This is a genomic window from Neisseria benedictiae (assembly GCF_958267435.1).
Lineage (GTDB): Bacteria > Pseudomonadota > Gammaproteobacteria > Burkholderiales > Neisseriaceae > Neisseria > Neisseria bergeri.
Window position 1 is genome coordinate 62923 of the sequence record NZ_CATQFV010000052.1, and the last position, 21839, is coordinate 84761.

General features: G+C 48.5%; 15 protein-coding genes and 2 pseudogenes. 13 read left to right on the forward strand and 4 right to left on the reverse strand.

Annotated features, from left to right (window positions below; all coding sequences use genetic code 11):
• The first annotated feature begins 143 nt into the window (after window positions 1-143).
• The 12 genes and pseudogenes from Q3O12_RS05450 to cas4 (Q3O12_RS05505) form a co-directional block, all read left to right on the forward strand.
• A complete protein-coding gene (locus Q3O12_RS05450) occupies window positions 144-632 on the forward strand; it encodes an Imm26 family immunity protein (RefSeq protein WP_118997815.1) in 489 nt (162 codons plus the stop codon).
• Between the two features lie 51 nt (window positions 633-683).
• On the forward strand, window positions 684-2354 hold the full coding sequence (locus tag Q3O12_RS05455) for an AMP-binding protein (RefSeq protein ID WP_301669666.1): 1671 nt from the start codon (window positions 684-686) through the stop codon (window positions 2352-2354).
• 111 nt (window positions 2355-2465) lie between these two features.
• Window positions 2466-4103, forward strand: coding sequence for a CTP synthase (gene pyrG, locus Q3O12_RS05460; protein WP_301669667.1), 1638 nt, complete (start codon window positions 2466-2468; stop codon window positions 4101-4103).
• A 149-nt stretch (window positions 4104-4252) separates the two neighbouring features.
• Window positions 4253-6757 (forward strand): CRISPR-associated helicase Cas3', encoded by a 2505-nt coding sequence (gene cas3, locus Q3O12_RS05465; RefSeq protein ID WP_301669668.1) that lies wholly within the window; start codon window positions 4253-4255, stop codon window positions 6755-6757.
• Window positions 6758-6780: 23 nt separating this feature from the next.
• Window positions 6781-7425 (forward strand): type I-C CRISPR-associated protein Cas5c, encoded by a 645-nt coding sequence (cas5c, locus tag Q3O12_RS05470; protein WP_301669669.1) that lies wholly within the window; start codon window positions 6781-6783, stop codon window positions 7423-7425.
• Entirely contained in the window at window positions 7422-9167 is a 1746-nt protein-coding gene (cas8c, locus tag Q3O12_RS05475; RefSeq protein ID WP_301669670.1) for a type I-C CRISPR-associated protein Cas8c/Csd1, read from the forward strand. Before cas5c ends, cas8c begins: the two co-directional genes overlap by 4 nt.
• A gap of 15 nt (window positions 9168-9182) precedes the next feature.
• Window positions 9183-10034 (forward strand): type I-C CRISPR-associated protein Cas7/Csd2, encoded by an 852-nt coding sequence (cas7c, locus tag Q3O12_RS05480; RefSeq protein ID WP_301669671.1) that lies wholly within the window; start codon window positions 9183-9185, stop codon window positions 10032-10034.
• Window positions 10035-10036: 2 nt separating this feature from the next.
• A complete protein-coding gene (gene cas4 / locus Q3O12_RS05485; protein WP_301669672.1) occupies window positions 10037-10681 on the forward strand; it encodes a CRISPR-associated protein Cas4 in 645 nt (214 codons plus the stop codon).
• Between the two features lie 89 nt (window positions 10682-10770).
• Window positions 10771-11619, forward strand: coding sequence for a DNA adenine methylase (locus Q3O12_RS05490; protein WP_301669721.1), 849 nt, complete (start codon window positions 10771-10773; stop codon window positions 11617-11619).
• 1 nt (window position 11620) lies between these two features.
• Window positions 11621-13306 (forward strand): AlwI family type II restriction endonuclease, encoded by a 1686-nt coding sequence (locus Q3O12_RS05495; RefSeq protein ID WP_301669673.1) that lies wholly within the window; start codon window positions 11621-11623, stop codon window positions 13304-13306.
• A gap of 210 nt (window positions 13307-13516) precedes the next feature.
• Window positions 13517-13873: pseudogene (gene cas1, locus Q3O12_RS05500) on the forward strand (CRISPR-associated endonuclease Cas1); the annotation flags it as partial.
• Window positions 13855-14331: pseudogene (gene cas4 / locus Q3O12_RS05505) on the forward strand (CRISPR-associated protein Cas4); the annotation flags it as partial. The pseudogenes cas1 and cas4 (Q3O12_RS05505), both read left to right, overlap by 19 nt.
• 39 nt (window positions 14332-14370) lie before the next feature.
• On the opposite strand, the gene rpoD reads toward cas4 (Q3O12_RS05505), so the two are convergent.
• From rpoD to secA, 4 genes are all read right to left on the reverse strand, one after another.
• Entirely contained in the window at window positions 14371-16299 is a 1929-nt protein-coding gene (rpoD, locus tag Q3O12_RS05510; protein WP_301669722.1) for an RNA polymerase sigma factor RpoD, read from the reverse strand.
• Window positions 16300-16484: 185 nt separating this feature from the next.
• A complete protein-coding gene (gene dnaG, locus Q3O12_RS05515; protein ID WP_301669674.1) occupies window positions 16485-18257 on the reverse strand; it encodes a DNA primase in 1773 nt (590 codons plus the stop codon).
• Window positions 18254-18385, reverse strand: a complete 132-nt coding sequence (locus Q3O12_RS05520) for a hypothetical protein (protein ID WP_276317063.1) — start codon at window positions 18383-18385, stop codon at window positions 18254-18256. The genes dnaG and Q3O12_RS05520 overlap by 4 nt, the downstream gene beginning before the upstream one ends.
• Before the next feature lie 14 nt (window positions 18386-18399).
• Window positions 18400-21150, reverse strand: a complete 2751-nt coding sequence (gene secA / locus Q3O12_RS05525; protein ID WP_301669675.1) for a preprotein translocase subunit SecA — start codon at window positions 21148-21150, stop codon at window positions 18400-18402.
• A gap of 131 nt (window positions 21151-21281) precedes the next feature.
• Here secA and Q3O12_RS05530 point away from each other — a divergent pair, with 131 nt between their 5' ends.
• Window positions 21282-21704: a DciA family protein gene (locus Q3O12_RS05530; protein WP_301669676.1), complete on the forward strand. Its 423-nt coding sequence runs from the start codon at window positions 21282-21284 to the stop codon at window positions 21702-21704.
• The last annotated feature ends 135 nt before the right edge of the window (window positions 21705-21839 follow it).

Below are 21839 nucleotides of genomic sequence, written 5' to 3' on the forward strand. Positions count from 1 at the left end.
AATTTTATCTAAAAGGAAAAGAGGGCATCACCGAAAAAACAGAAGCATCATATTGAGAATTGGGAAACTCAAACAAGCGAAGAGATCGAAACGGGACTACTCGATGACAATTTATCAAATAAAACACATTAAAAATAATCGATATGGATAAGGGTGTAAAAAAATACGGAAAAATCTATGAAATCTCGCTCCCAAATGGGAAATTTGCTTACATATGTAGGGTGAGGCAATACGAGTTTGGTATTTTTGATTATCTCTCGGAAAAGACAGCCAATATGGATGAGCTTCTTTCTGTTGGGTTTAAGACTTATAAATCCTGTATAGAAACAGCCATAAGAAAGAAGATTTGGAAACTGATAGGGCAAGTTGATTTAGAGAAAGAAAATATAATATATCCAGATTTAGCGATTTTCTTATCATACAATAAAGAACTTTTTATTAGACAATCAAGAGTAATGAGAAACGGAAATCCTTTGGTAGTTTCTCAAAAAGATTATATAGACTTACTAAAGCGAGGGTATATATTTGGTTTCTTTGACGATTACAAAATCTTTGAACTCTGGCTGTCTAGTAATGTGGAAAATTATCCAGAAAGTGAAGGCATATTTCCTTTGCCATCTCAGTATTTATAGGGGCAACGGCCTATGTCGCTGGAAAATGAAACTATTGAAAGACTGATACCTATGGAAAAAATCTGGTTAGACAGTTATGAACAGGGCGTGAATGCCGAAATCGACATTACGCAATACAATTCCATCAGCGATGTATTCCGCCAAAGCGTGGAAAAATTTGCCAGGCTGCCCGCTTTTCAAAATATGGGCAAAACGCTCACTTATGCCGAAACCGGCAAACTGGCGACCGATTTCGCCTCTTATCTGCAAAACATCCTGAAGCTGCCGCGTGGTGAACGTGTTGCCATTATGATGCCGAACGTATTGCAATACCCGATAGCCCTTTTCGGCATTTTGCAGGCAGGTTTGGTGGCGGTAAACACCAATCCGCTCTATACGCCGCGCGAGTTGGAGCATCAGTTGAAAGACAGCGGCGCGACCGCCATCATCGTTTTGGAAAATTTCGCCAACACGCTGGAGCTGGTGCTGCCGCGCACGCAGATCAAACACGTCATCGTCGCCTCCGTCGGCGAAATGTTCGGACTGCTTAAAGGTTCGCTGATTAATTTCATCATCCGAAAAATCAAGAAAATGGTGCCCGAATACCGCATTCGGGAAACCGTTTCCTTTCAGACGGCATTGAAAGAGGGAGCGAAGCACGTTTTCCAACCTGTCGCATTAAACCGCGAAGATACCGCGCTGTTGCAATACACGGGCGGCACGACGGGCGTTGCCAAAGGCGCGGTGTTGAGCCACGGCAACATCTGCGCCAATATGCTTCAGGCAAAAGAATGGATTAAAAACCAGTTGCGCGAGGGAAAAGAAACCGTTATCGCCGCCCTGCCGCTGTACCACATCTTCGCCCTGACAGTGAATCTGATGATTTTTGCCAATGCCGGCTCGAAAATTATCCTGATTACCAACCCGCGCGATATGAAAGGCTTTATCGGAGAACTGAAAAAACAGCGGGTTAATGTATTTATCGGCGTAAACACACTGTTTAACGCGATGGTTAACCGTCCTGATTTTGCCGAAGTCGATTTTTCAGGATTGCGACTGACTTTGGGCGGCGGTATGGCGACCCAAAAAGCCGTTGCCGAAAAATGGAAAAAAATCACCGGTACGCCCATCGTCGAAGCCTACGGTTTGACCGAAGCCAGCCCCGGCGTGTGCTGCAACCCCTTAAACATCGAGTCATACAGCGGCAGCATCGGTTTGCCCGTCCCGTCCACCGAAGTAGAACTGCGCGGGTCGGACGGCAAAGAAGTCCCCGTCGGGCAGCCAGGCGAATTGTGGGTAAAAGGCCCTCAAGTGATGCAAGGCTACTGGAACCGTCCCGAAGAAACCGCCAAAGCCATAGACGCGCGCGGCTTTTTGGAAACCGGCGATATTGCCGTGATGGACGAAAAAGGCTGGTTGAAGCTGGTCGATCGTAAGAAAGACCTCGTCGTTGTTTCCGGATTCAATGTTTATCCGAACGAAATCGAGGAAGTCATCGCGCATCACGGCAAAGTGATGGAAGTCGCCTGTATCGGCGTTCCCGACGAAAAAACCGGCGAGGCACTCAAAGTATTCGTCGTCAAAAAAGACCCGTCATTGACCAAAGAAGAACTTATCGCCTTTTGCCGCACCGAATTAACCGCATATAAAGTACCGAAAAACATTGAATTCCGTGAGGAACTGCCAAAATCCAACGTCGGTAAAATTCTGCGTCGCGAGTTGCGGCAAAGTACCGGGAAATAAAGAAAAGATGCCGTCTGAAAACAGCCGTCCACCGTTCAGACGGCATCCGTCCGTTTGCCAGAACCGCGCGCTTCACGTTAAAATCACGCATTCCAACATGGGTATTCCATCATGACCAAATTCATTTTCGTAACCGGCGGCGTTGTCTCCTCACTGGGTAAAGGTATCGCCGCCGCTTCTATTGCCGCCATCCTCGAATCGCGCGGCTTGAACGTTACCATGCTCAAGCTCGATCCTTATATCAACGTCGATCCCGGCACGATGAGCCCGTTTCAACACGGCGAAGTGTTCGTAACCGACGACGGCGCGGAAACCGACCTCGACTTGGGACACTACGAACGGTTTATCGATTCCACGATGACCCGCCGCAACAGCTTCAGCACGGGGCAGGTGTACGAAAACGTCATCGCCAAAGAACGACGGGGCGACTACCTCGGCGGCACGGTTCAAGTCATCCCGCACATTACCGACGAAATCAAACGCCGCATCCACGAAGGCGCGGCGGGTTACGATGTGGCTATTGTCGAAATCGGCGGCACGGTCGGCGACATCGAATCGCTGCCGTTTTTGGAAGCCATCCGCCAGATGCGAAGCCAGTTGGGACGCAACAACACCCTGTTCGCCCACTTGAGCTACGTTCCCTACATCGCCGCCGCAGGCGAAATCAAAACCAAGCCGACCCAGCACACCGTTAAAGAAATGTTGAGCATCGGTTTGCAACCCGACATCCTGATTTGTCGTATGGACAGGACAATGCCTGCGGACGAACGCCGCAAAATCGCCTTGTTCTGCAACGTGGAAGAACGCGCGATTGTCGGCAGCTACGATGTGGACAGCATCTACGAATGCCCCGAAATGCTGCACGACCAAGGCATCGACAACATTATTACCGAGCAGTTGCAGCTTAACGTGCAGCAGGCGGATTTGACCGCATGGAAAAAAATCGTCCACGCCATCCAAAACCCGAAACACACCGTCAAAATCGCCATGGTCGGCAAATACGTCGATTTGACCGAATCCTACAAATCATTGATTGAAGCCTTGAAACACGCAGGTATTCACACTGAAACCGACGTACAAATCACCTTTGTTGACAGCGAAAGCATCGAGAAAAACAACGGCGACGTTTCTATGCTCAAAGATATGGATGCCATCCTCGTTCCCGGCGGTTTCGGTTCGCGCGGTGTGGAAGGCAAAATCGCCGCCGTGCGCTACGCCCGTGAAAACAACGTGCCATACTTGGGTATCTGCCTCGGTATGCAGATTGCGCTGATTGAATACGCCCGCGACGTGGCAGGTTTGAAAGGTGCGAATTCTACCGAGTTCGACCTCAAATGCGCCGCCCCCGTCGTCGCCCTGATTGACGAATGGCAAACCGCCGACGGCAGCGTCGAAACCCGCGACGAATCCGCCGATTTGGGCGGCACCATGCGTTTGGGCGCGCAAGAAGTCGAATTGAAAGCAGGCAGCCTCGCCGCCAAAATCTACGGTAGCGGACATATCCGCGAACGCCACCGCCACCGCTACGAAGTCAACAACAACTATGTTCCTCAGTTGGAAAAAGCAGGCTTGGTCATCGGCGGTGTATCTGCCGGACGCGAACGCTTGGTCGAAACCATCGAGCTGCCGAACCATCCTTGGTTCTTCGCCTGCCAGTTCCATCCCGAATTTACTTCCAACCCGCGCAAAGGGCATCCTTTGTTCACCGCGTTTGTCAAAGCCGCGTTGAACAATAAAACCGCCCGATAAAGCGTTATTTGATGATCAAAATGCCGTCTGAAAGCCTGACAAAGACTTTCAGACGAGCTCATTCCACAGATTTTCGATTTTTCAACACTTCGAGCCATTTATATGGCTTGTTCGTTAAATTTTGCGCGTTTTAAATTTGGAGAATCGATGTGAATTTCGACTATATAGCCCATGTCCGCCAAGACGCATCAGGAAATTGGCATCCCCATCCCCTGCAAGACCACCTGCAAAAAGTCGCCCAACTCGCCAAGCGTTTTGCAGGGCGTTACGGGGCGTTGTTTGCCGAATATGCGGGGCTTTTGCACGATTTGGGGAAATTTCAGGAAGCTTTTCAGAAATATATCCGTAATGCATCCGGTTTTGAAAAAGAAAATGCCCATTTGGAAGATGTCGAATCTACCAAGTTGCGCAAAATTCCGCATTCCACTGCCGGTGCCAAATATGCAGTAGATCACCTCAATCCGTTTTTTGGGCATTTGCTGGCGTATTTGATTGCCGGGCATCATGCCGGGCTGGCAGATTGGTATGACAAAGGCAGCCTGAAACGCCGTCTGCAACAGGCGGATGACGAGTTGGCGGTATCTTTGTCGGGTTTGGTGGAAAGTGGTTTGTCTGAAGATTTTTTCCCGTTATCAGATGATGATCTGAAGCGGGATTTTTTTGCATTTTGGAAAGACGGGGCAAAGCTGGAAGAGCTGCATATTTGGCTGCGTTTTCTCTTTTCCTGCTTGGTGGATGCCGATTTTTTGGATACCGAAGCCTTTATGAACGGTTACGCCGATGCAGATGCCGCGCTGGCTGCCGGATTGCGCCCGAAATTTCTCGGTTTGGATGAGTTGCACCGAAGATATGAGCAATATATGGCGCAACTTTTAGAAAAAGCAGATAAAAACTCATCTTTAAACCAAGAACGCCATGCCATTTTGCAGCAATGTTTTTCTGCCGCAGAAACGGACCGCACTTTGTTTTCTTTAACCGTGCCGACCGGCGGCGGTAAAACTTTAGCGAGCTTGGGGTTCGCTTTAAAACACGCACTGAAATTTGGCAAAAAACGTATTATCTATGCTATTCCTTTCACCAGTATTATCGAGCAGAACGCCAATGTTTTCTGCAAAGCATTAGGCGATGATGTGGTTTTAGAACACCACAGCAATTTAGAAGTGAAAGAAGATAAGGAAACAGCGAAAACTCGTCTTACTACGGAAAATTGGGACGCGCCGCTGGTTGTTACCACTAACGTGCAACTGTTTGAAAGCCTGTTTGCGGCGAAAACCAGCCGTTGCCGTAAGATTCACAATATTGCCGATAGCGTGGTGATTTTGGATGAAGCCCAGCAGCTTCCGCGCGATTTCCAAAAGCCGATTACCGACATGATGCGGGTGTTGGCTCGCGATTACGGCGTTACCTTTGTGCTGTGCACGGCAACTCAGCCTGAACTTGGCAAAAATATCGACGCATTCGGCCGCACCATTTTGGAAGGCCTGCCGGACGTGCGCGAGATTGTGGCAGACAAAATTGCCTTATCGGAAAAACTGCGCCGCGTCTGCATCAAAATGCCGCTGCCAAACGACGAAGCTCAAAGCTGGCAGGAAATTGCCGATGAAATCGCCGAGCGTCCGTGTGTTTTGGCGGTAGTCAATACGCGAAAACACGCCCAAAAACTCTTTACCGCCCTGCCTTCTAACGGAATCAAGCTACATTTGTCTGCCAATATGTGCGCCACACACCGCAGCGAAGTCATTGCGTTGGTTCGCCGATATTTGGCACTGTATAGCGCAGGCAGCCTGCACAAGCCTTTATGGCTGGTCAGCACGCAGTTGATTGAAGCCGGCGTGGATTTGGATTTCCCTTGCGTTTATCGGGCGATGGCAGGGCTGGACAGCATTGCCCAAGCGGCGGGGCGGTGCAACCGTGAAGGCAAACTGCCGCAGTTGGGTGAAGTAGTCGTATTCCGTGCCGAAGAAGGCGCGCCCAGCGGCAGCCTGAAACAGGGGCAGGACATTACCGAAGAGATGCTGAAAGCAGGGCTGCTTGACGACCCGCTTTCCCCGTTGGCATTTGCCGAATATTTCCGCCGATTCAACGGCAAAGGTGATGTGGATAAACACGGTATCGCAACGCTTTTGACGGCAGAAGCATCAAATGAAAATCCGCTGGCAATCAAATTCCGCACCGCAGCCGAACGTTTCCGCCTGATTGATAACCAAGGCGTGGCACTCGTTGTGCCGTTTATCCTATTGGCTCATTGGGAAGAAGATGGCATTCCGCAAATTATCAAAGCAAACGAGTTGGACGATTTTTTCAGACGACATTTGGACGGCGTGGAAGTTTCAGAATGGCAGGATGTTTTGGACAAACAACGCTTTCCTCAGCCGACTGACAACTCCTTCGGGCAAACTGACAGTCCACCGCTGCCCGAGCCGTTTGAAAGTTGGTTCAAATTTTTAGAAAGCGATCCACTCAAACACAAATGGGTTTACCGCAAGCTGCAACGTTACACGATAACGGTGTACGAACACGAACTGAAAAAGCTGCCTGCACATGCGGTTTTTTCTAGGGCAGGATTGCTGGTGTTGGATAAGGGCTATTACAAAGCCGTGCTTGGCGCGGATTTTGACGATGCAGCTTGGCTACCTGAAAATTCGGTTTTATGAAATGAAAGCAATAAGGAGATGATATGAGTTTTATCTTAGAAATCAGCGGTGATTTGGCATGCTTCACTAGGCCTGAGCTAAAAGTAGAAAGGGTAAGTTACTCCGTTATCACGCCGTCTGCCGCCAGAAACATTTTAATGGCGATATTGTGGAAGCCGGCAATTCGCTGGCGAGTCTTGAAGATAGAAATCCTGAAACCGATTCAGTGGACGAATATCCGCCGTAACGAAGTGGGAACCAAAATGAGTGAACGTAGCGGCTCGCTCTATATTGAAGACAACCGCCAGCAGCGCGCATCCATGCTGCTGAAAGACGTTGCCTATCGCATCCACGCCGATTTTGACATGACAAGTGAAGCAGGCGAGGGCGACAACTACGTCAAATTTGCCGAAATGTTCAAACGGCGCACGAAAAAAGGGCAGTATTTCCACCAGCCTTATTTGGGTTGCCGCGAGTTTCCCTGCCATTTCAGGCTGCTTGAAAAGGCTGAAGACGGTTTGCCGCGCGAAGACATTACCCAAGATTTCGGCTTTATGCTGTACGACATGGATTTCAGCAAATCCGACCCGCGCGATTCCAATAACGCCGAACCCATGTTTTACCAATGCAAAGCGATAAATGGCGTAATTACCGTACCCCCAGCCGATAGCGAGGAGGTGAAACGATGATTCTGCACGCACTCACCCAATACTACCAACGCAAAGCCGAAAGCGATGGAGGTATTGCCCAAGAAGGGTTTGAAAATAAAGAAATCCCGTTCATTATCGTTATAGACAAACAGGGTAATTTTATTCAGCTGGAAGATACCCGTGAGCTGAAAAGCAAGAAGAAAGTTGGCCGCACTTTTTTAGTACCGAAAGGTTTAGGCAGGAGCGGTTCAAAATCCTACGAAGTAAGTAACATTTTGTGGGATCACTACGGTTATGTGCTTGCCTATGCCGGAGAAAAAGGGCAGGAGCAGGCGGACAAACAGCATGCCAGCTTTACCGCCAAAGTAAACGAATTGAAACAGGTGCTGCCCAATAATGCAGGTGTTGCCGCCGTTGCCGCCTTTCTGGCTTCTGCGGAAGAAAAAAGCAAAGTCATGCAGGTCGCAAATTGGGCGGAATGTGCCAAAGTCAAAGGCTGTAATCTCAGCTTCCGCCTGGTAGACGAAGCGGTAGATTTGGTTTGCCAGTCAAAGGCTGTGCGGGAATATGTAAGTCAAGCCAATCAGGCTCAGTCCGATAACGTCCCAAAAGGCATTTGCCTGGTAACGGGCAAGCCTGCGCCGATTGCGCGGTTGCATAACGCCGTGAAAGGTGTGAACGCCAAGCCCGCTCCGTTTACATCGGTAAATCTGTCGGCTTTTGAATCATACGGCAAAGAGCAGGGCTTTATCTTTCCCGTGGGTGAGCAAGCCATGTTTGAATACACTACCGCCTTGAACGCTCTGCTTGCTAGCAAAAACCGATTCCGTATCGGCGATGTAACGGCCGTATGTTGGAGCGCGAAACCGACTCCGTTGGAAGAGAGTCTTGCTTCGCTGATTAGCGGCGGCGGCAAAGACAATCCCGATGAGCATATCGATGCCGTTAAAACCCTTTATAAAAGCCTGTACAACGGCCAATATCAAAAACCGGACGGCAAAGAAAAATTCTACCTTTTAGGCTTATCGCCCAATTCTGCGCGCATTGTCGTCCGCTTTTGGTACGAAACCACTGTTGCTACCTTGTCTGAAAGCATTGCGGCGTGGTATGACGATTTGCAGATGGTGCGCGGCGAAAACTCGCCATACCCAGAATATATGCCGCTGCCGCGCCTGCTGGGTAATTTGGTGTCGGACGGCAAAATGGAAAACCTGCCGTCCGATCTAATCTCCCAAATAACCGATGCTGCACTCAACAACCGCGTTTTGCCCGTCAGCCTGTTGCAGGCTGCTTTACGGCGCAACAAGGCGGAACAGAAAATTACTTATGGCAGGGCAAGTCTGCTTAAAGCCTATATCAATCGCGCAATCCGCGCGGGTCGTCTGAAAAACATGAAGGAGCTAACTATGAGCTTAGATAGAAACCGTCAAGACATCGGCTATGTGCTGGGGCGGCTGTTTGCTGTGCTGGAAAAAACACAGGATGAAGCCAATCCCGGCTTAAATGCCACTATTGCCGACCGCTATTTCGGTTCGGCAAGCAGTACGCCGATTGCCGTATTCGGTACTTTGATTCGTTTGTCTAAACATCACCTGAGTAAACTGAATACGGAAAAATACAGGGGAAAACGAATTTTTTTAGAAAAACTTTTTCAAGAAATTATCGGAAAAATAGATAATTTCCCTAATCATTTGGATATTAATCATCAAGTTTTATTTGGGATCGGTTATTACCACCAAAAACAAGATTTTTTCCAATCCAACTCAACTGAAACAAATTAAACAGGAGCAAATATCATGACTATTGAAAAACGCTACGACTTTGTCTTTTTATTTGACGTGCAAGACGGCAACCCTAACGGCGATCCCGACGCAGGCAACCTGCCGCGTATCGACCCGCAAACCGGCGAAGGTTTGGTAACCGATGTTTGCCTGAAACGCAAAGTCCGCAACTTTATCCAAATGACCCAAAACAGCGAGCACCACGACATCTTTATCCGGGAAAAAGGCATTTTGAACAACCTGATTGACGAAGCCCACGAGCAAGAAAACGTAAAAGGCAAAGAAAAAGGTGAGAAAACCGAAGCCGCCCGCCAATACATGTGCAGCCGTTATTACGACATCCGCACATTCGGCGCAGTGATGACTACCGGCAAAAATGCAGGACAAGTGCGCGGTCCCGTGCAACTGACTTTTTCTCGCTCTATCGATCCCATCATGACCTTGGAACACAGCATTACCCGCATGGCGGTTACCAACGAAAAAGATGCCAGCGAAACCGGCGACAACCGCACTATGGGTCGCAAATTCACTGTCCCCTACGGCCTATACCGCTGCCACGGCTTCATTTCTGCCCATTTCGCCAAACAAACAGGCTTTTCCGAAAACGATTTAGAGCTGTTTTGGCAGGCACTCGTCAATATGTTCGATCACGACCATTCCGCCGCACGCGGACAAATGAATGCTCGCGGGCTCTATGTGTTTGAACACAGCAATAATCTAGGCGACACACCTGCCGACAGCCTCTTCAAACGCATTCAGGTTGCTAAAAAAGACGGAGTGGAAGTAGCAAGGAGTTTTGACGACTACCTTGTCAGCGTGGACGATCAAAATCTTGGCGAAACCAAGCTGCTGCGTAAATTAGGCTAAAAATGACCGCACTTTTAACCGAAAGCCAAGGGGAAAATCAGGAGACGCGCCTGATTCCCCTTTCTGCCCTGCAACACTACGCCTTTTGTCCGCGCCAATGTGCGTTGATTCACAACGAGCAGGCGTGGGCGGAGAACTATTTGACCGCGCAGAGCAAGGCGTTGCATGAGCGGGTGGATTCGGGCGAGCCGGAAACACGCAAGGGCGTGCGCTTTGAGCGGACGGTGCATGTGTCGGCGGAGAAACTGGGCATCAGCGGCGTGTTGGATTTGGTGGAAGTGGACACGAAAACAGGCCGTCTGAAACCCGTGGAATACAAACGCGGTAAGCCCAAACCCGACCCGATGGACGAAATCCAACTTTGCGCCCAAGGCTTGTGCTTGGAAGAAATGACGGGGCAAACCGTCTCTGAGGGCGCGCTGTGGTATATGCAAACCCGCCACCGTATCCCTATCGTGTTTTCAGACGACCTGCGCGCCCAAACACTCGCCACCATCGCCGCCGTCCGTGAATTACTGGAAAGCGGACAAACTCCACCGCCCGACTACGGCAAACGCTGCAAATCCTGCTCTCTGGTGGAAATCTGCCAGCCGGAGTTGTTGGGGAAACGGGATAGGAGTGTGGGGTATGTGGCGGGGTTGTTTTAGGAGTGAGTTGTAGATTTTTAGATAATATTTTTTTTTAAAAAACAGCTATAATTGGCTAAAATTTTCTTTTATAGACAGGTCATAATGTGATGAAACCTATTTTAAAATATCGTGGTGGAAAATCAAAAGAACTATCAGAAATTTTACCGTTTATTCCTAATTTCACGGGCAGATATATCGAGCCGTTTTTAGGTGGTGGAGCAATGTTTTTTGAGTTAGGAAAAAAGAATTCTATTATTAATGATATTAATGAAAATTTAATTTCTTTTTATGCTAATCTTCAGTCGCATCATCAACAAGTGCGCAAAGAACTGGAAGAATTGCAGTGCATTTATGAAAATAATAGGGAAAAATTTGAGTATTTAAAAAAATTAGCTCCCAATTTAAGAGTGCACGATGATAATGAAGACCTCTATTATAAAATGAGAGAAATGTTTAATGGTGATTTATTAATGGAATATAATCCAGCTACTATTTATTATTTTATTAATAAAACGTCTTATTCGGGGATGATTCGCCATAATGCACAAGGAAAGTTTAATGTACCTTATGGGAGGTATAAAAATTTTAATACTAAATTAATTACTGATGAGCATATTGAATTATTAAAAAATACAGATATTTATAATTATGATTATTCTGAAATTTTTAATAAAGCTAATTCTAATGATTTTATATTTTTAGATCCTCCATATGATTGTGTATTTAATGATTATGGAAATATAGAGATGGATAGTGGCTTTTCTGAAGAAATGCACCGAAAGTTAGCAGAAGATTTTAATAATTTGCATACTCCTGCTTTAATGGTTATTGGCAAAACATCATTAACAGAAGAGTTATATGGTTCTCGTATTGTTCACGAATACGAAAAATCGTACGCTGTAAATATTAGAAATCGTTTTAGATCAGAATCTAAACATATTTTAGTGAGGAATTAGAATGGCATCACTATCTAAAAGTAAGCATCTTTTTGGATTTACTTCACCGAGAACATTGGAGAAAATCATTCCCGAACTGAGGTTGTTAGATGAAAAATTTAAAGAGAAAAAATGGAATACACAAACACAGATTGAATTTTTTGATACTTTATTTTTATCTAATTTTTATGAAGGGGAGAAAAGACCAAAAAATCCAGCTTTAGCAGCTAGAGATCGAATTACACGTGCTCCCAAAGCACTTGGTTTTATTCAATTAACACCAGAGATTAACTTAACCAAAGCTGGCAAACAGCTTATTTCAGAGAAAAGATTAGATGAAATTTTTACCAAACAATTATTAAAATTTCAATTACCATCTCCTTACCATACTCAATCAAATGTCATTGAATTTAATGTTAAACCTTATTTAGAGTTGTTACGACTCATTAAGGAGTTGGGTTCTATTTCTAAGCTAGAAATAGCCTTATTTTTCTTACAACTAACAAACTTTAATAAATTTGATTTTATTAAAAATAAGATTCTTTCTTTTAGAGAGCGTAGAAAAGAAAAAAGAGCAAGTTGGAGAACTTTTGTTTCGGGTGAGTTTGTCGCAGAAATAAAAGAGATATTTCATTATGAGATTGTTAATAATCAATTTTACACACGAGAAAGTGAACACTCTACTTTTGAAAAATTCATAAAAACAAAAGAAAGTAATATGCGCGATTACGCAGATGCTTTTTTTAGATATATCCGTGCAACTGAGTTGGTTACAATTGACTCTAAAACTATGAGAATTAAGATTTCACCATCTAGAAAAGATGATGTGAATTTTATTTTGGAAAATATTGATAGACATCCAATGCATTTTGATAGTGTAAAGTCATTTCAAAATTACCTATTTGATCCTGAATCATTAAAACTATTTTCAGATAATAAAGATAGGCTAATTGATAAGATAAAATCTTTGTCAGTTGAACAAGTAGTATTAGAAAGTAAGACTATTGATGAGTTAAAAGACGATTTGGTTGTGTTAGAAACTGAGAAAAAGAAAAAATTTGTAAGCGATAATATAATTAAATTAAAAGAAAATAAATTAGATGATTTAAATGATATTTATCTTATGTTCAATAAAATTATTGATAAAGAAGTTCCCGATGCCCCATTGTTTCTTGAGTGGAATGTTTGGCGTGCTTTTGCTGCTTTAAATCACACTAAAGAAATTTCTGGGAATTTTATTTTTGATTTAGATGGCATGCCACTTAATACTGCTCCAGGAAATAAGCCGGATATTGAAATTAATTATGGGGATTTTTCCTGCATTATTGAAGTAACAATGTCTCGTGGTGAAATTCAATTTAATATGGAAGGTTCGTCTGTTCCCCGGCACTATGGTGATTTGGTCAATAAATTACAGCATAACAAAGCATATTGTTTTTTTATTGCACCTAAAATATCAGAAGCAACAAAGGCATTCTTTTTTAACCTGAATAAAGTGCATACTAAAAGGTATGGTGGAAAAACTAAAATTATTCCTATGGATTTATACAGTTTCATTGAATTTTTCCGAGTTGGAATTGTACAACAATTTTCACAAGTTTCTATTTTAGAAAACTGGTTGGAGCAACAATGGCTCTATAACCAAGATGCAGAAGATGAAGATATTTGGTTTAGACGGATTCAAGAAAGTATTCAAAATTGGATTTAAATATCTAATGGGCTAAAAATTTCCATTATTTATTGAGCCCGTTTGAAGAGCTAGTTACTTTTTCAGACTGTCTAAACTACGTTCAGAGGACGCAAGCGGAACACAGTTGCTATAAATAAGTGTAGATACTCCCTAAAACCTTTTAGGAAGGAATTTATAAAATTTTGATTTAAAAATAAAAAATATATTAAAAATACGAGGATTTCAACTATGCGCAAACTGCAAAACACGCTCTACATCACCACCCAAGGCAGCTATCTACATAAGGAGCGGGAGACGTTGGTGGTGGAGCAGGAGCGTAAGAAGGTGGCGCAGTTGCCGGTGCATTCCATCGGGCATATTTTCTGCTTTGGCAATGTGTTGGTGTCGCCGTTTCTGCTGGGGTTTTGCGGCGAAAATAATGTGAATTTGGTGTTTTTTACCGAAAACGGTCGTTTCTTGGGGCGGCTTCAGGGGCGGCAGAGCGGCAATGTGCTGTTGCGACGGGCGCAGTATCGGGTGTCGGAGCAAAATTCCGTACCGATTGAGCGCAATATCATTGCGGCAAAGATTCGGGTGAGCCGGAAACACGCAAGGGCGTGCGCTTTGAGCGGACGGTGAATGTGTCGGCGGATAAGCTGGGCATCAGCGGCATATTGGATTTGGTGGAAGTGGATACGAAAACAGGCCGTCTGAAACCCGTGGAATACAAACGTGGCAAGCCAAAACCCGACCCGATGGACGAAATCCAGCTTTGCGCCCAAGGCTTGTGCTTGGAAGAAATGACGGGGCAAACCGTCTCTGAGAGCGCACTGTGGTATATGCAAACCCGCCACCGCGTCCCCGTCGTGTTTTCAGACGGCCTACGCGCCCAAACCCTCGCAACTATAGCCGCCGTCCGCGAACTTTTAAACAGCGGACAAACCCCGCCGCCCGACTACGGCAAACGATGCAAAGCCTGCTCTTTAGTGGAAATCTGTCAGCCGGAGTTGTTGGCGAAACGGGATGGGAGTGTGGGGTATGTGGAAGCGTTGTTTATTGTGTAAAAAAAAACCGCAGGTATTTTTAACCTGCGGTTTTTTGGTTTACAGCTTGCTGTCTTCGCTGTCCAAGAAACTTCTCAAACGGTCGCTTCTTGTCGGATGCCGCAGCTTACGGAGTGCTTTTGCCTCGATTTGTCGGATGCGTTCGCGCGTTACGTCAAACTGTCTGCCTACTTCTTCCAGCGTGTGGTCGGTGTTCATATCGATGCCGAAACGCATACGCAAAACTTTGGCTTCACGCGGTGTCAGGCTTTCGAGGATTTCTTTGGTTACTTCGTGCAGGCTGGTGTACATTGCCGCATCGGCCGGCGCAACATTGTTGGCATCTTCGATGAAGTCGCCCAAGTGCGAATCGTCGTCGTCGCCGATAGGGGTTTCCATCGAAATCGGCTCTTTGGCGATTTTCATGATTTTGCGGATTTTGTCTTCGGGCATCTGCATCAGTTCGGCAAGTTTGGCGGAATCGGGTTCTTCGCCGGTTTCTTGAAGGTGCTGGCGCGAGATGCGGTTCATCTTGTTGATGGTTTCAATCATATGTACCGGAATGCGGATGGTACGCGCCTGATCGGCAATCGAGCGGGTGATTGCCTGGCGGATCCACCAGGTTGCGTAGGTGGAGAATTTGTAGCCCCGGCGGTATTCGAACTTGTCGACCGCCTTCATCAGGCCGATGTTGCCTTCCTGAATCAAATCAAGGAACTGCAAGCCACGGTTGGTGTATTTTTTGGCGATGGAAATGACGAGACGCAAGTTTGCCTGAATCATTTCCTGTTTGGCGGCTGCGGTTTCTTTTTCGCTCGACACCATATTTTTGTTGATTTCTTTCAACTCTTCGATAGAAATGCGGGTTTCTTTTTCCATGTCCGCCAACTCGGTTTGTTTTTCGAGGATGGCGTGGCGGAAGCGGTCGAGTGCGTCGCTCCAAACTCTGCCTTTGGCGATTTCTTCTTCAATCCATTCCAGATTGGTGATTTCGGGCAGGAAGTTTTGGATGAAGTAGTCGCGCTCCATATGGACGCGGTCGAGGCAGATGTCGCGGATTTCGCGTTCGAGTTTGCGGATGTTTTCTACTTTTCCGCGCAGGCTGCTGCTGAGGCTGTCGATTTGTCGGGTGGCGAAACGGACTTCCAGCAGTTTGTTGGCAATTGCGTCGCGGTAGGCGAGATAGTCTTTGTGCCGGCTGTGGTGTTTTTCCAAACGGCCGATCATTTTTTTGTAGTCTTTTTCGATTTGGGCAAAGTGGCCGATGACTTTTTGTTTCAATTCGGCGAGATTGGCTGCCGAGATTTCATCCGCATCTTCTTCCGACTCTTCGTCGTCTTCGTTTTCGTCCGAATTGTCGTTGGAAGGTTTCTCGGGCACCGTGGTTTCCAAGTGCCCCAAGCCCAATTCGTTGAGCAATACTTCATTCGGGTCGATAATGGCTTCGACGACTTCGTCGACGCGGATTTCGTCTTTGCGGATTTTTTCGATGAGTTCCAAGATTTCCGCGATGGACCCCGGACAGGCGGAGATGGCCTGAACCATATTTTTCAGGGCGTTTTCGATTTTTTTGGCGATGATGATTTCGTCTTCGCGGGTCAGCAGGTCGACCTGTCCCATTTCGCGCATATACATACGGACGGGGTCGGTCGTCCTGCCGAACTCGGAATCTGCGCTGGAAAGGGCGGCCTCGGCTTCTTCGACGGCATCATCGTCGGTAACGGCGGCATTGTCGCTTAACAATATGTCTTCCGCATCGGGGGCGTGTTCGGTAACTTGGATGCCCAAACCGGAAATCATGCTGACGATGTTGTCGATTTGATCGGCATCGGACATATCGTCTGGCAGGGCGTCGTTGATTTCGGAGTAGGTGATGTAGCCGCGTTCTTTGCCCATAATGATGAGTTGGCGCAGGCGCGCGCGTTGTTCCTCAATCGTCAGGGGGCGGGCATCGTCTTGGTATTCTTCGTGATTTTGGTTTTTGGACATTGTCTGCTTTCTGTTGGTAAGGTGCCGACGGTTTGCGTTTGGACGCACCTGAAGGCGTGGCAGAGCGGGTACTCTGATGCCGTCTGAAGGCTTTTTGGGATGGGTGTTCTGCAGGTGTTGTTGTTGCAGCCGGTGCGAATGCTTTTCAGACGGCATAACGGTTTACGGGTGGCGGAATCCGCCGGTCAATTTTGTTTTGCGGTCAGCAGCGACAGTAAAAGTTTTTTCTCGCTTTCATTTAAGCCGGATTGCAGGCTTTTTTGTTTTAATGTTTCGATTTGGCTGTATTTTAACTCATTGAGCAGTTTTTTGATGCCGATTTGGAAGTTTTCGCAATCTTCTTCGCCGCTGCCTTCCATTTCTTCCGATTGAAGGACCGACCGGAAGATGCGGTTGATTGTTTCTTCGTAGGGCGAACCGCGCATATGTTCCAAAACCTGTGCGGTTGCCGGCACGGAAGGATGGTTTTTAATGGTTTCGGCGAGGTTGGCAAGGCAGGCGAAATCGCCGTCCAACGCCAGATAATCGGGCAGGTCTATATATGCAGCCCAATCCGGATTTATCAAGAGGCTGCGGATTTGCCGTTGCACCAATGTCGGCATAACGGGCTGTTTGACGGAAATCGGGGGCAGTTTGTAGCTTTTTTGTTTGACGTGCCGCTTCGGCGCTTCCTGTCCCAACAGTTGGGCGAGGTCGTCGGGGTCGATGCCGACCAGCTCGCTAAGCCGTTGTTTTAACAAATAAGCCAATGCCGGCGCGGTAATCTGCGCCAAAAGCGGCGAACTGGTTTTCACCAATTCCGCCTTGCCTTCCTGCGTATTGAGATGAATGCCGTCTGAAAGATGTTCCCAGAAATACTCCGACAAAGGCTTGCTTTGATTCAACAGCGCGTCTTCAAATTGCGCTTTGCCGTAGGCGCGGATGTAGCTGTCGGGGTCGTGTTCCTCGGGCAGGAACAAAAAATGCAGCGATTTGTCGTCTTTCAACTGCGGCAGCGCGTTTTCCAGCGCGCGCCAAGCCGCTTTCCGTCCCGCGCTGTCGCCGTCGAAACAGAAATAAATACTGTCCGCCTGACGCATCAGGATTTTGACGTGTTCCGCCGTCGTCGCCGTACCCAAAGCCGCCACGCCGTAGCCCACGCCGAACTGCGCCAGTGCGACCACGTCCATATAACCTTCGACCACCAAAATCCGTCCTGCCTCTTTTACAGCAGCACGCCCCTCATACAAGCCGTAAAGGTTTTTCCCCTTATCGAACAAAGGCGTATCAGGCGAATTCAAATATTTCGGCTTCGAGTCGTCCAACACCCTGCCGCCAAAACCGATCACCTGCCCGCGCGGATTGCGGATAGGGAACATAATCCGATGGCGGAAGCGGTCGTAATGCCGCCCCTCATTGTCAATCACCATCCCCGTATCCACCAACGCGGTATTCGGATATGGTTGGAACACTTGCGCCAAAGGCTGCCAGCCGTCGGGTGCATAGCCCAAACCATAATGCGCGATGACTTCCGCGCTCAAGCCGCGCTTGTCCAAATAAGCCTTCGCCGTCGGATTGAAGCGCAACTGTTGCGCGTAAAAATCCGCCGCCGCCGCCGTTGTTTCCTCCAGCGTCTGCTGTTTTTTCTTACGTTCGGCACGGACTTCGGGATTATCGTTCTGCCCACGCACTTTAGGCACAACCATGCCCACACGGTCGGCAAGAAACTGCACCGCCTCGGGAAACGACAGCCCCTGATGTTCCATCACAAAACCAATCGCCGAACCATGCGCCCCGCAACTGAAACAATGGTAAAACTGCTTGGTCGGACTGACCGAAAACGACGGTGTTTTTTCCTTGTGGAACGGGCAACACGCCATATAGTTCGCCCCGCCTTTTTTCAGCGGAACCTGCTCGTCGATAATATCGACAATATCGACTTTGGCTAGAAGTTCGTCAATGAAGTCGGATGGAATCATAGTTCGGCGGGGCGGATGCCTGTTTTTAGTTCGGATGGTATCAAATCAGGAGTTTTCGGATTGTCGGTCGGATACGGCGATTCAGGCAAAATGCCGTCTGAAACGGGAGCGGGATGTTCAGACGGCATTTGCGTTCAAACGCTCAAGCCAGTTTGCCGTGGCATTGTTTGTATTTCAAACCGCTGCCGCAGGGGCAGGGGTCGTTGCGGTGGACGATTTGCCCCCGCGCTTCCAAGGCTTCGGGGCTGAAATCCGTCCCATCGGGATTAAAGGCTTCGGTAACCAGATCGGTTTGCGACTGACCCAAAAGTTCTTCCATATCGGGCGATTCGGAATGGATGGACTGGATGTTGCCGACGGGTTGCTCTTCAACCGCCGCGACAGGGTTTTGTTCGATTTGAACCGAAGTAAGCAGGGAGGCAATATGGAATTTGATGCCGTTCCACAGGTCTTGGAACATCGTGAAGGCTTCGCGTTTGTATTCCTGCTTCGGATTTTTCTGGGCATAGCTGCGAAGGTGGATGCCTTGGCGCAGGTAGTCCATAGCGGCGAGGTGTTCGCGCCATTGGTTGTCGATGACCTGCAACATCACGTTGCGCTCGAAATCGGCCATTGCCTGCTTGCCGACCAGTTCGGTTTTGGCGGCATATTCGTTTTCGATGCGTTCGATCAGGCGCTCTTTGATGTCTTGACCGTCAATTGTATTGTCTGCTTTCAGCCAGGACTGAATGTCTTCGTGCAGTCTGAATTCGGCAGCCAGGCGGTTTTCCAGTGTCGGGATGTCCCATTGTTCTTCCATGCTGTCGGGCGGCATATAGGTATCCACGAGGTCGCTGACGACATCAGAACGGATTTCCTGCATCAGGTCGCTGATGTCTTTGCTGGTCAGAATTTCGTTGCGCTGGCTGTAAATGACTTTACGTTGTTCGTTGGCAACGTCGTCGTATTCCAAAACCTGTTTGCGCATATCGAAGTTTCTGCCTTCGACTTTGCGTTGCGCCCCTTCGATTTGGCGCGTCAGCAGGTTGTGCTCGATGGCGACGCCGCGTTCGGGGGCGAGGCGGTTGAGGATGGCGGCGGCGCGGTCGAGTGCGAAGAGGCGCAGCAGCGGATCTTCAAACGAAAGGTAGAAACGGCTGGATCCGGGGTCGCCCTGACGGCCGGAGCGTCCGCGCAATTGGTTGTCGATACGGCGGCTTTCGTGCCGCTCCGTACCGATGATGTGCAGACCGCCTGCTTCCATCACTTTGTCGTGTTCTGCCTGCCAGCCGTTTTCCAATGCGGAAATTCGTGCGGCTTTTTCATCATCGTTCAGGGTTTCGTCGGCGAGGATGGCATCGGTTTGGTGCTTCAGGTTGCCGCCTAAAACGATGTCCGTACCGCGTCCCGCCATATTGGTGGCAACGGTAATCGCGCCGACTTTGCCGGCTTGGGCGACAATCAGGGCTTCGCGTTCGTGTTCTTTGGCGTTGAGGACGTTGTGCGGCAGTCCGGCTTTTTGCAGAAGATGGGAGACCAGTTCGGAGTTTTCGATGCTGGTCGTACCGACGAGGACGGGCTGCCCGCGTTTGTGGCATTCCTCGATGTCTTTGACGACGGCTTCGAATTTTTCTTCGGCGGAACGGAAAATCTGGTCGTTGAAGTCTTTGCGCTGTACGGGGCGGTTGGTCGGGATGATGACGGTTTCGAGGTTGTAGATGCTTTGGAACTCGAAGGCTTCGGTATCGGCTGTGCCGGTCATACCGGAGAGCTTGGCGTACAGGCGGAAATAGTTTTGGAAGGTGATGGAGGCTAGGGTTTGGTTTTCGCGTTTGATTTCCACGCCTTCTTTGGCTTCGACGGCTTGGTGCAGACCCTCCGACCAGCGGCGGCCGGACATCAGACGGCCGGTGAATTCGTCCACGATGACGATTTCACCGTCTTGGATAACGTAATGTTGGTCTTTGTGGAACAGCGAGTGCGCGCGTAATGCCGCCATAAGGTGGTGCATCAGGGCGATGTTGGCGGCGGAATAGAGCGAGTCGTTTTCTGCCAGCAATCCCATTTTGGTCAGGATTTGCTCGGCGTGTTCGTGGCCGGCTTCGCTCAGGATGACCTGATGCGCCTTTTCATCGACCCAGTAGTCGCCTTCGCCTTCTTCGGTCTCTTGGCGGACGAGGTGGGGCGGGACGGTGTTCATAATTTGGTACAACTGGATGTTGTCATCCGCCTGGCCGGAGATAATCAGCGGGGTGCGCGCTTCGTCAATCAAGATGGAGTCCACTTCATCGACAACGGCAAAATTCAATTCGCGCTGCACTTTGTCGTATTGGTCGGTAACCATATTGTCGCGCAGGTAGTCGAAGCCGAATTCATTATTTGTGCCGTAGGTAATGTCGGCAGCGTAGGCGTTTTGACGGTCGAACGGCTGCATATCTGAAATAATCACGCCGACGGTCAGACCGAGGAAATTATAGAGCGGCTCCATAATGCCGGCATCGCGCGAGGCGAGGTAGTCGTTGACGGTAACGACGTGCACGCCTTTGCCGGCCAGTGCGTTGAGATAGACGGCGAGGGTGGCGACCAGGGTTTTGCCTTCGCCGGTACGCATTTCGGCGATTTTGCCGTCGTGCAGCACCATGCCGCCGATAAGCTGCACGTCGAAGTGGCGCATACCGAGGATGCGGCGGGACGCTTCGCGGCAGACGGCGAAGGCTTCGGGCAAAATACCGTCCAAAGTCTGACCGTCGGCGAGGCGTTGTTTGAATTCGGCAGTTTTGGCTTGCAGATCAGCATCGCTTAAGGCTTGCATCTGTTCTTCGAGCGCGTTGATTCTGGCAACGGATTTACGGTATTGTTTCAGCAAGCGGTCGTTGCGGCTGCCGAAGATTTTCTTGGCAATGTTTGTCAGCATGAATAATTCCTGCGCCTGATATAATAGTGGGGCGAAAACGCGATTTTAACACAAGCGTTTGTGCAAAGTGCTAATGCCGTCTGAAATAAAGGCGCGTTTGCGGTATTTCAATCTTTTTGGGTGTATGTTTTATGAATTTGGAACAGTTGGGCAGGCGGGACGCGCTGCTTTCCGGACTTTTGAAACAGGCGGGACAGTGGCGGCGGTTGGATGCCGCCGTGAAAAAACTGCTGCCCGCCAACCTGCACCCGCATTTTCAGACGGCATGTATCGAAGACGGCAGGCTTGTCCTTTTGGCGGCAAACAATATGGCGGCATCGCGTTTGAAAATGATTGCACCGTCGGTATTGCCGCAGTTGGCAGGGCTTGACGCTTTGATACGGTCTGTTTCGGTCAGGCTGGTCCCGAAACCGGAAAAACCGCAGAAAACCAATACCCTGCATTTGAGTAAGGCTGCGCTGGAGAGTTTCGATTCGGCGGCGGCAAAGTTGGAAAAACGGCATCCCGAATTGGCGGCAGTACTGGCGGAGCTGGTCAGGAAGCACGGGGCATAAGGCGGCCGGCAGGGATGTTGTAAATATCCGTTAATATTTGCGCGGCGGGGGCGGCTTCCCTAATACTAAAGAAATAGGTTCGGGGTAAAATTGCCCTTTCTTGGGTAAACGATTGTAAACTTGCAAACAGGCTTT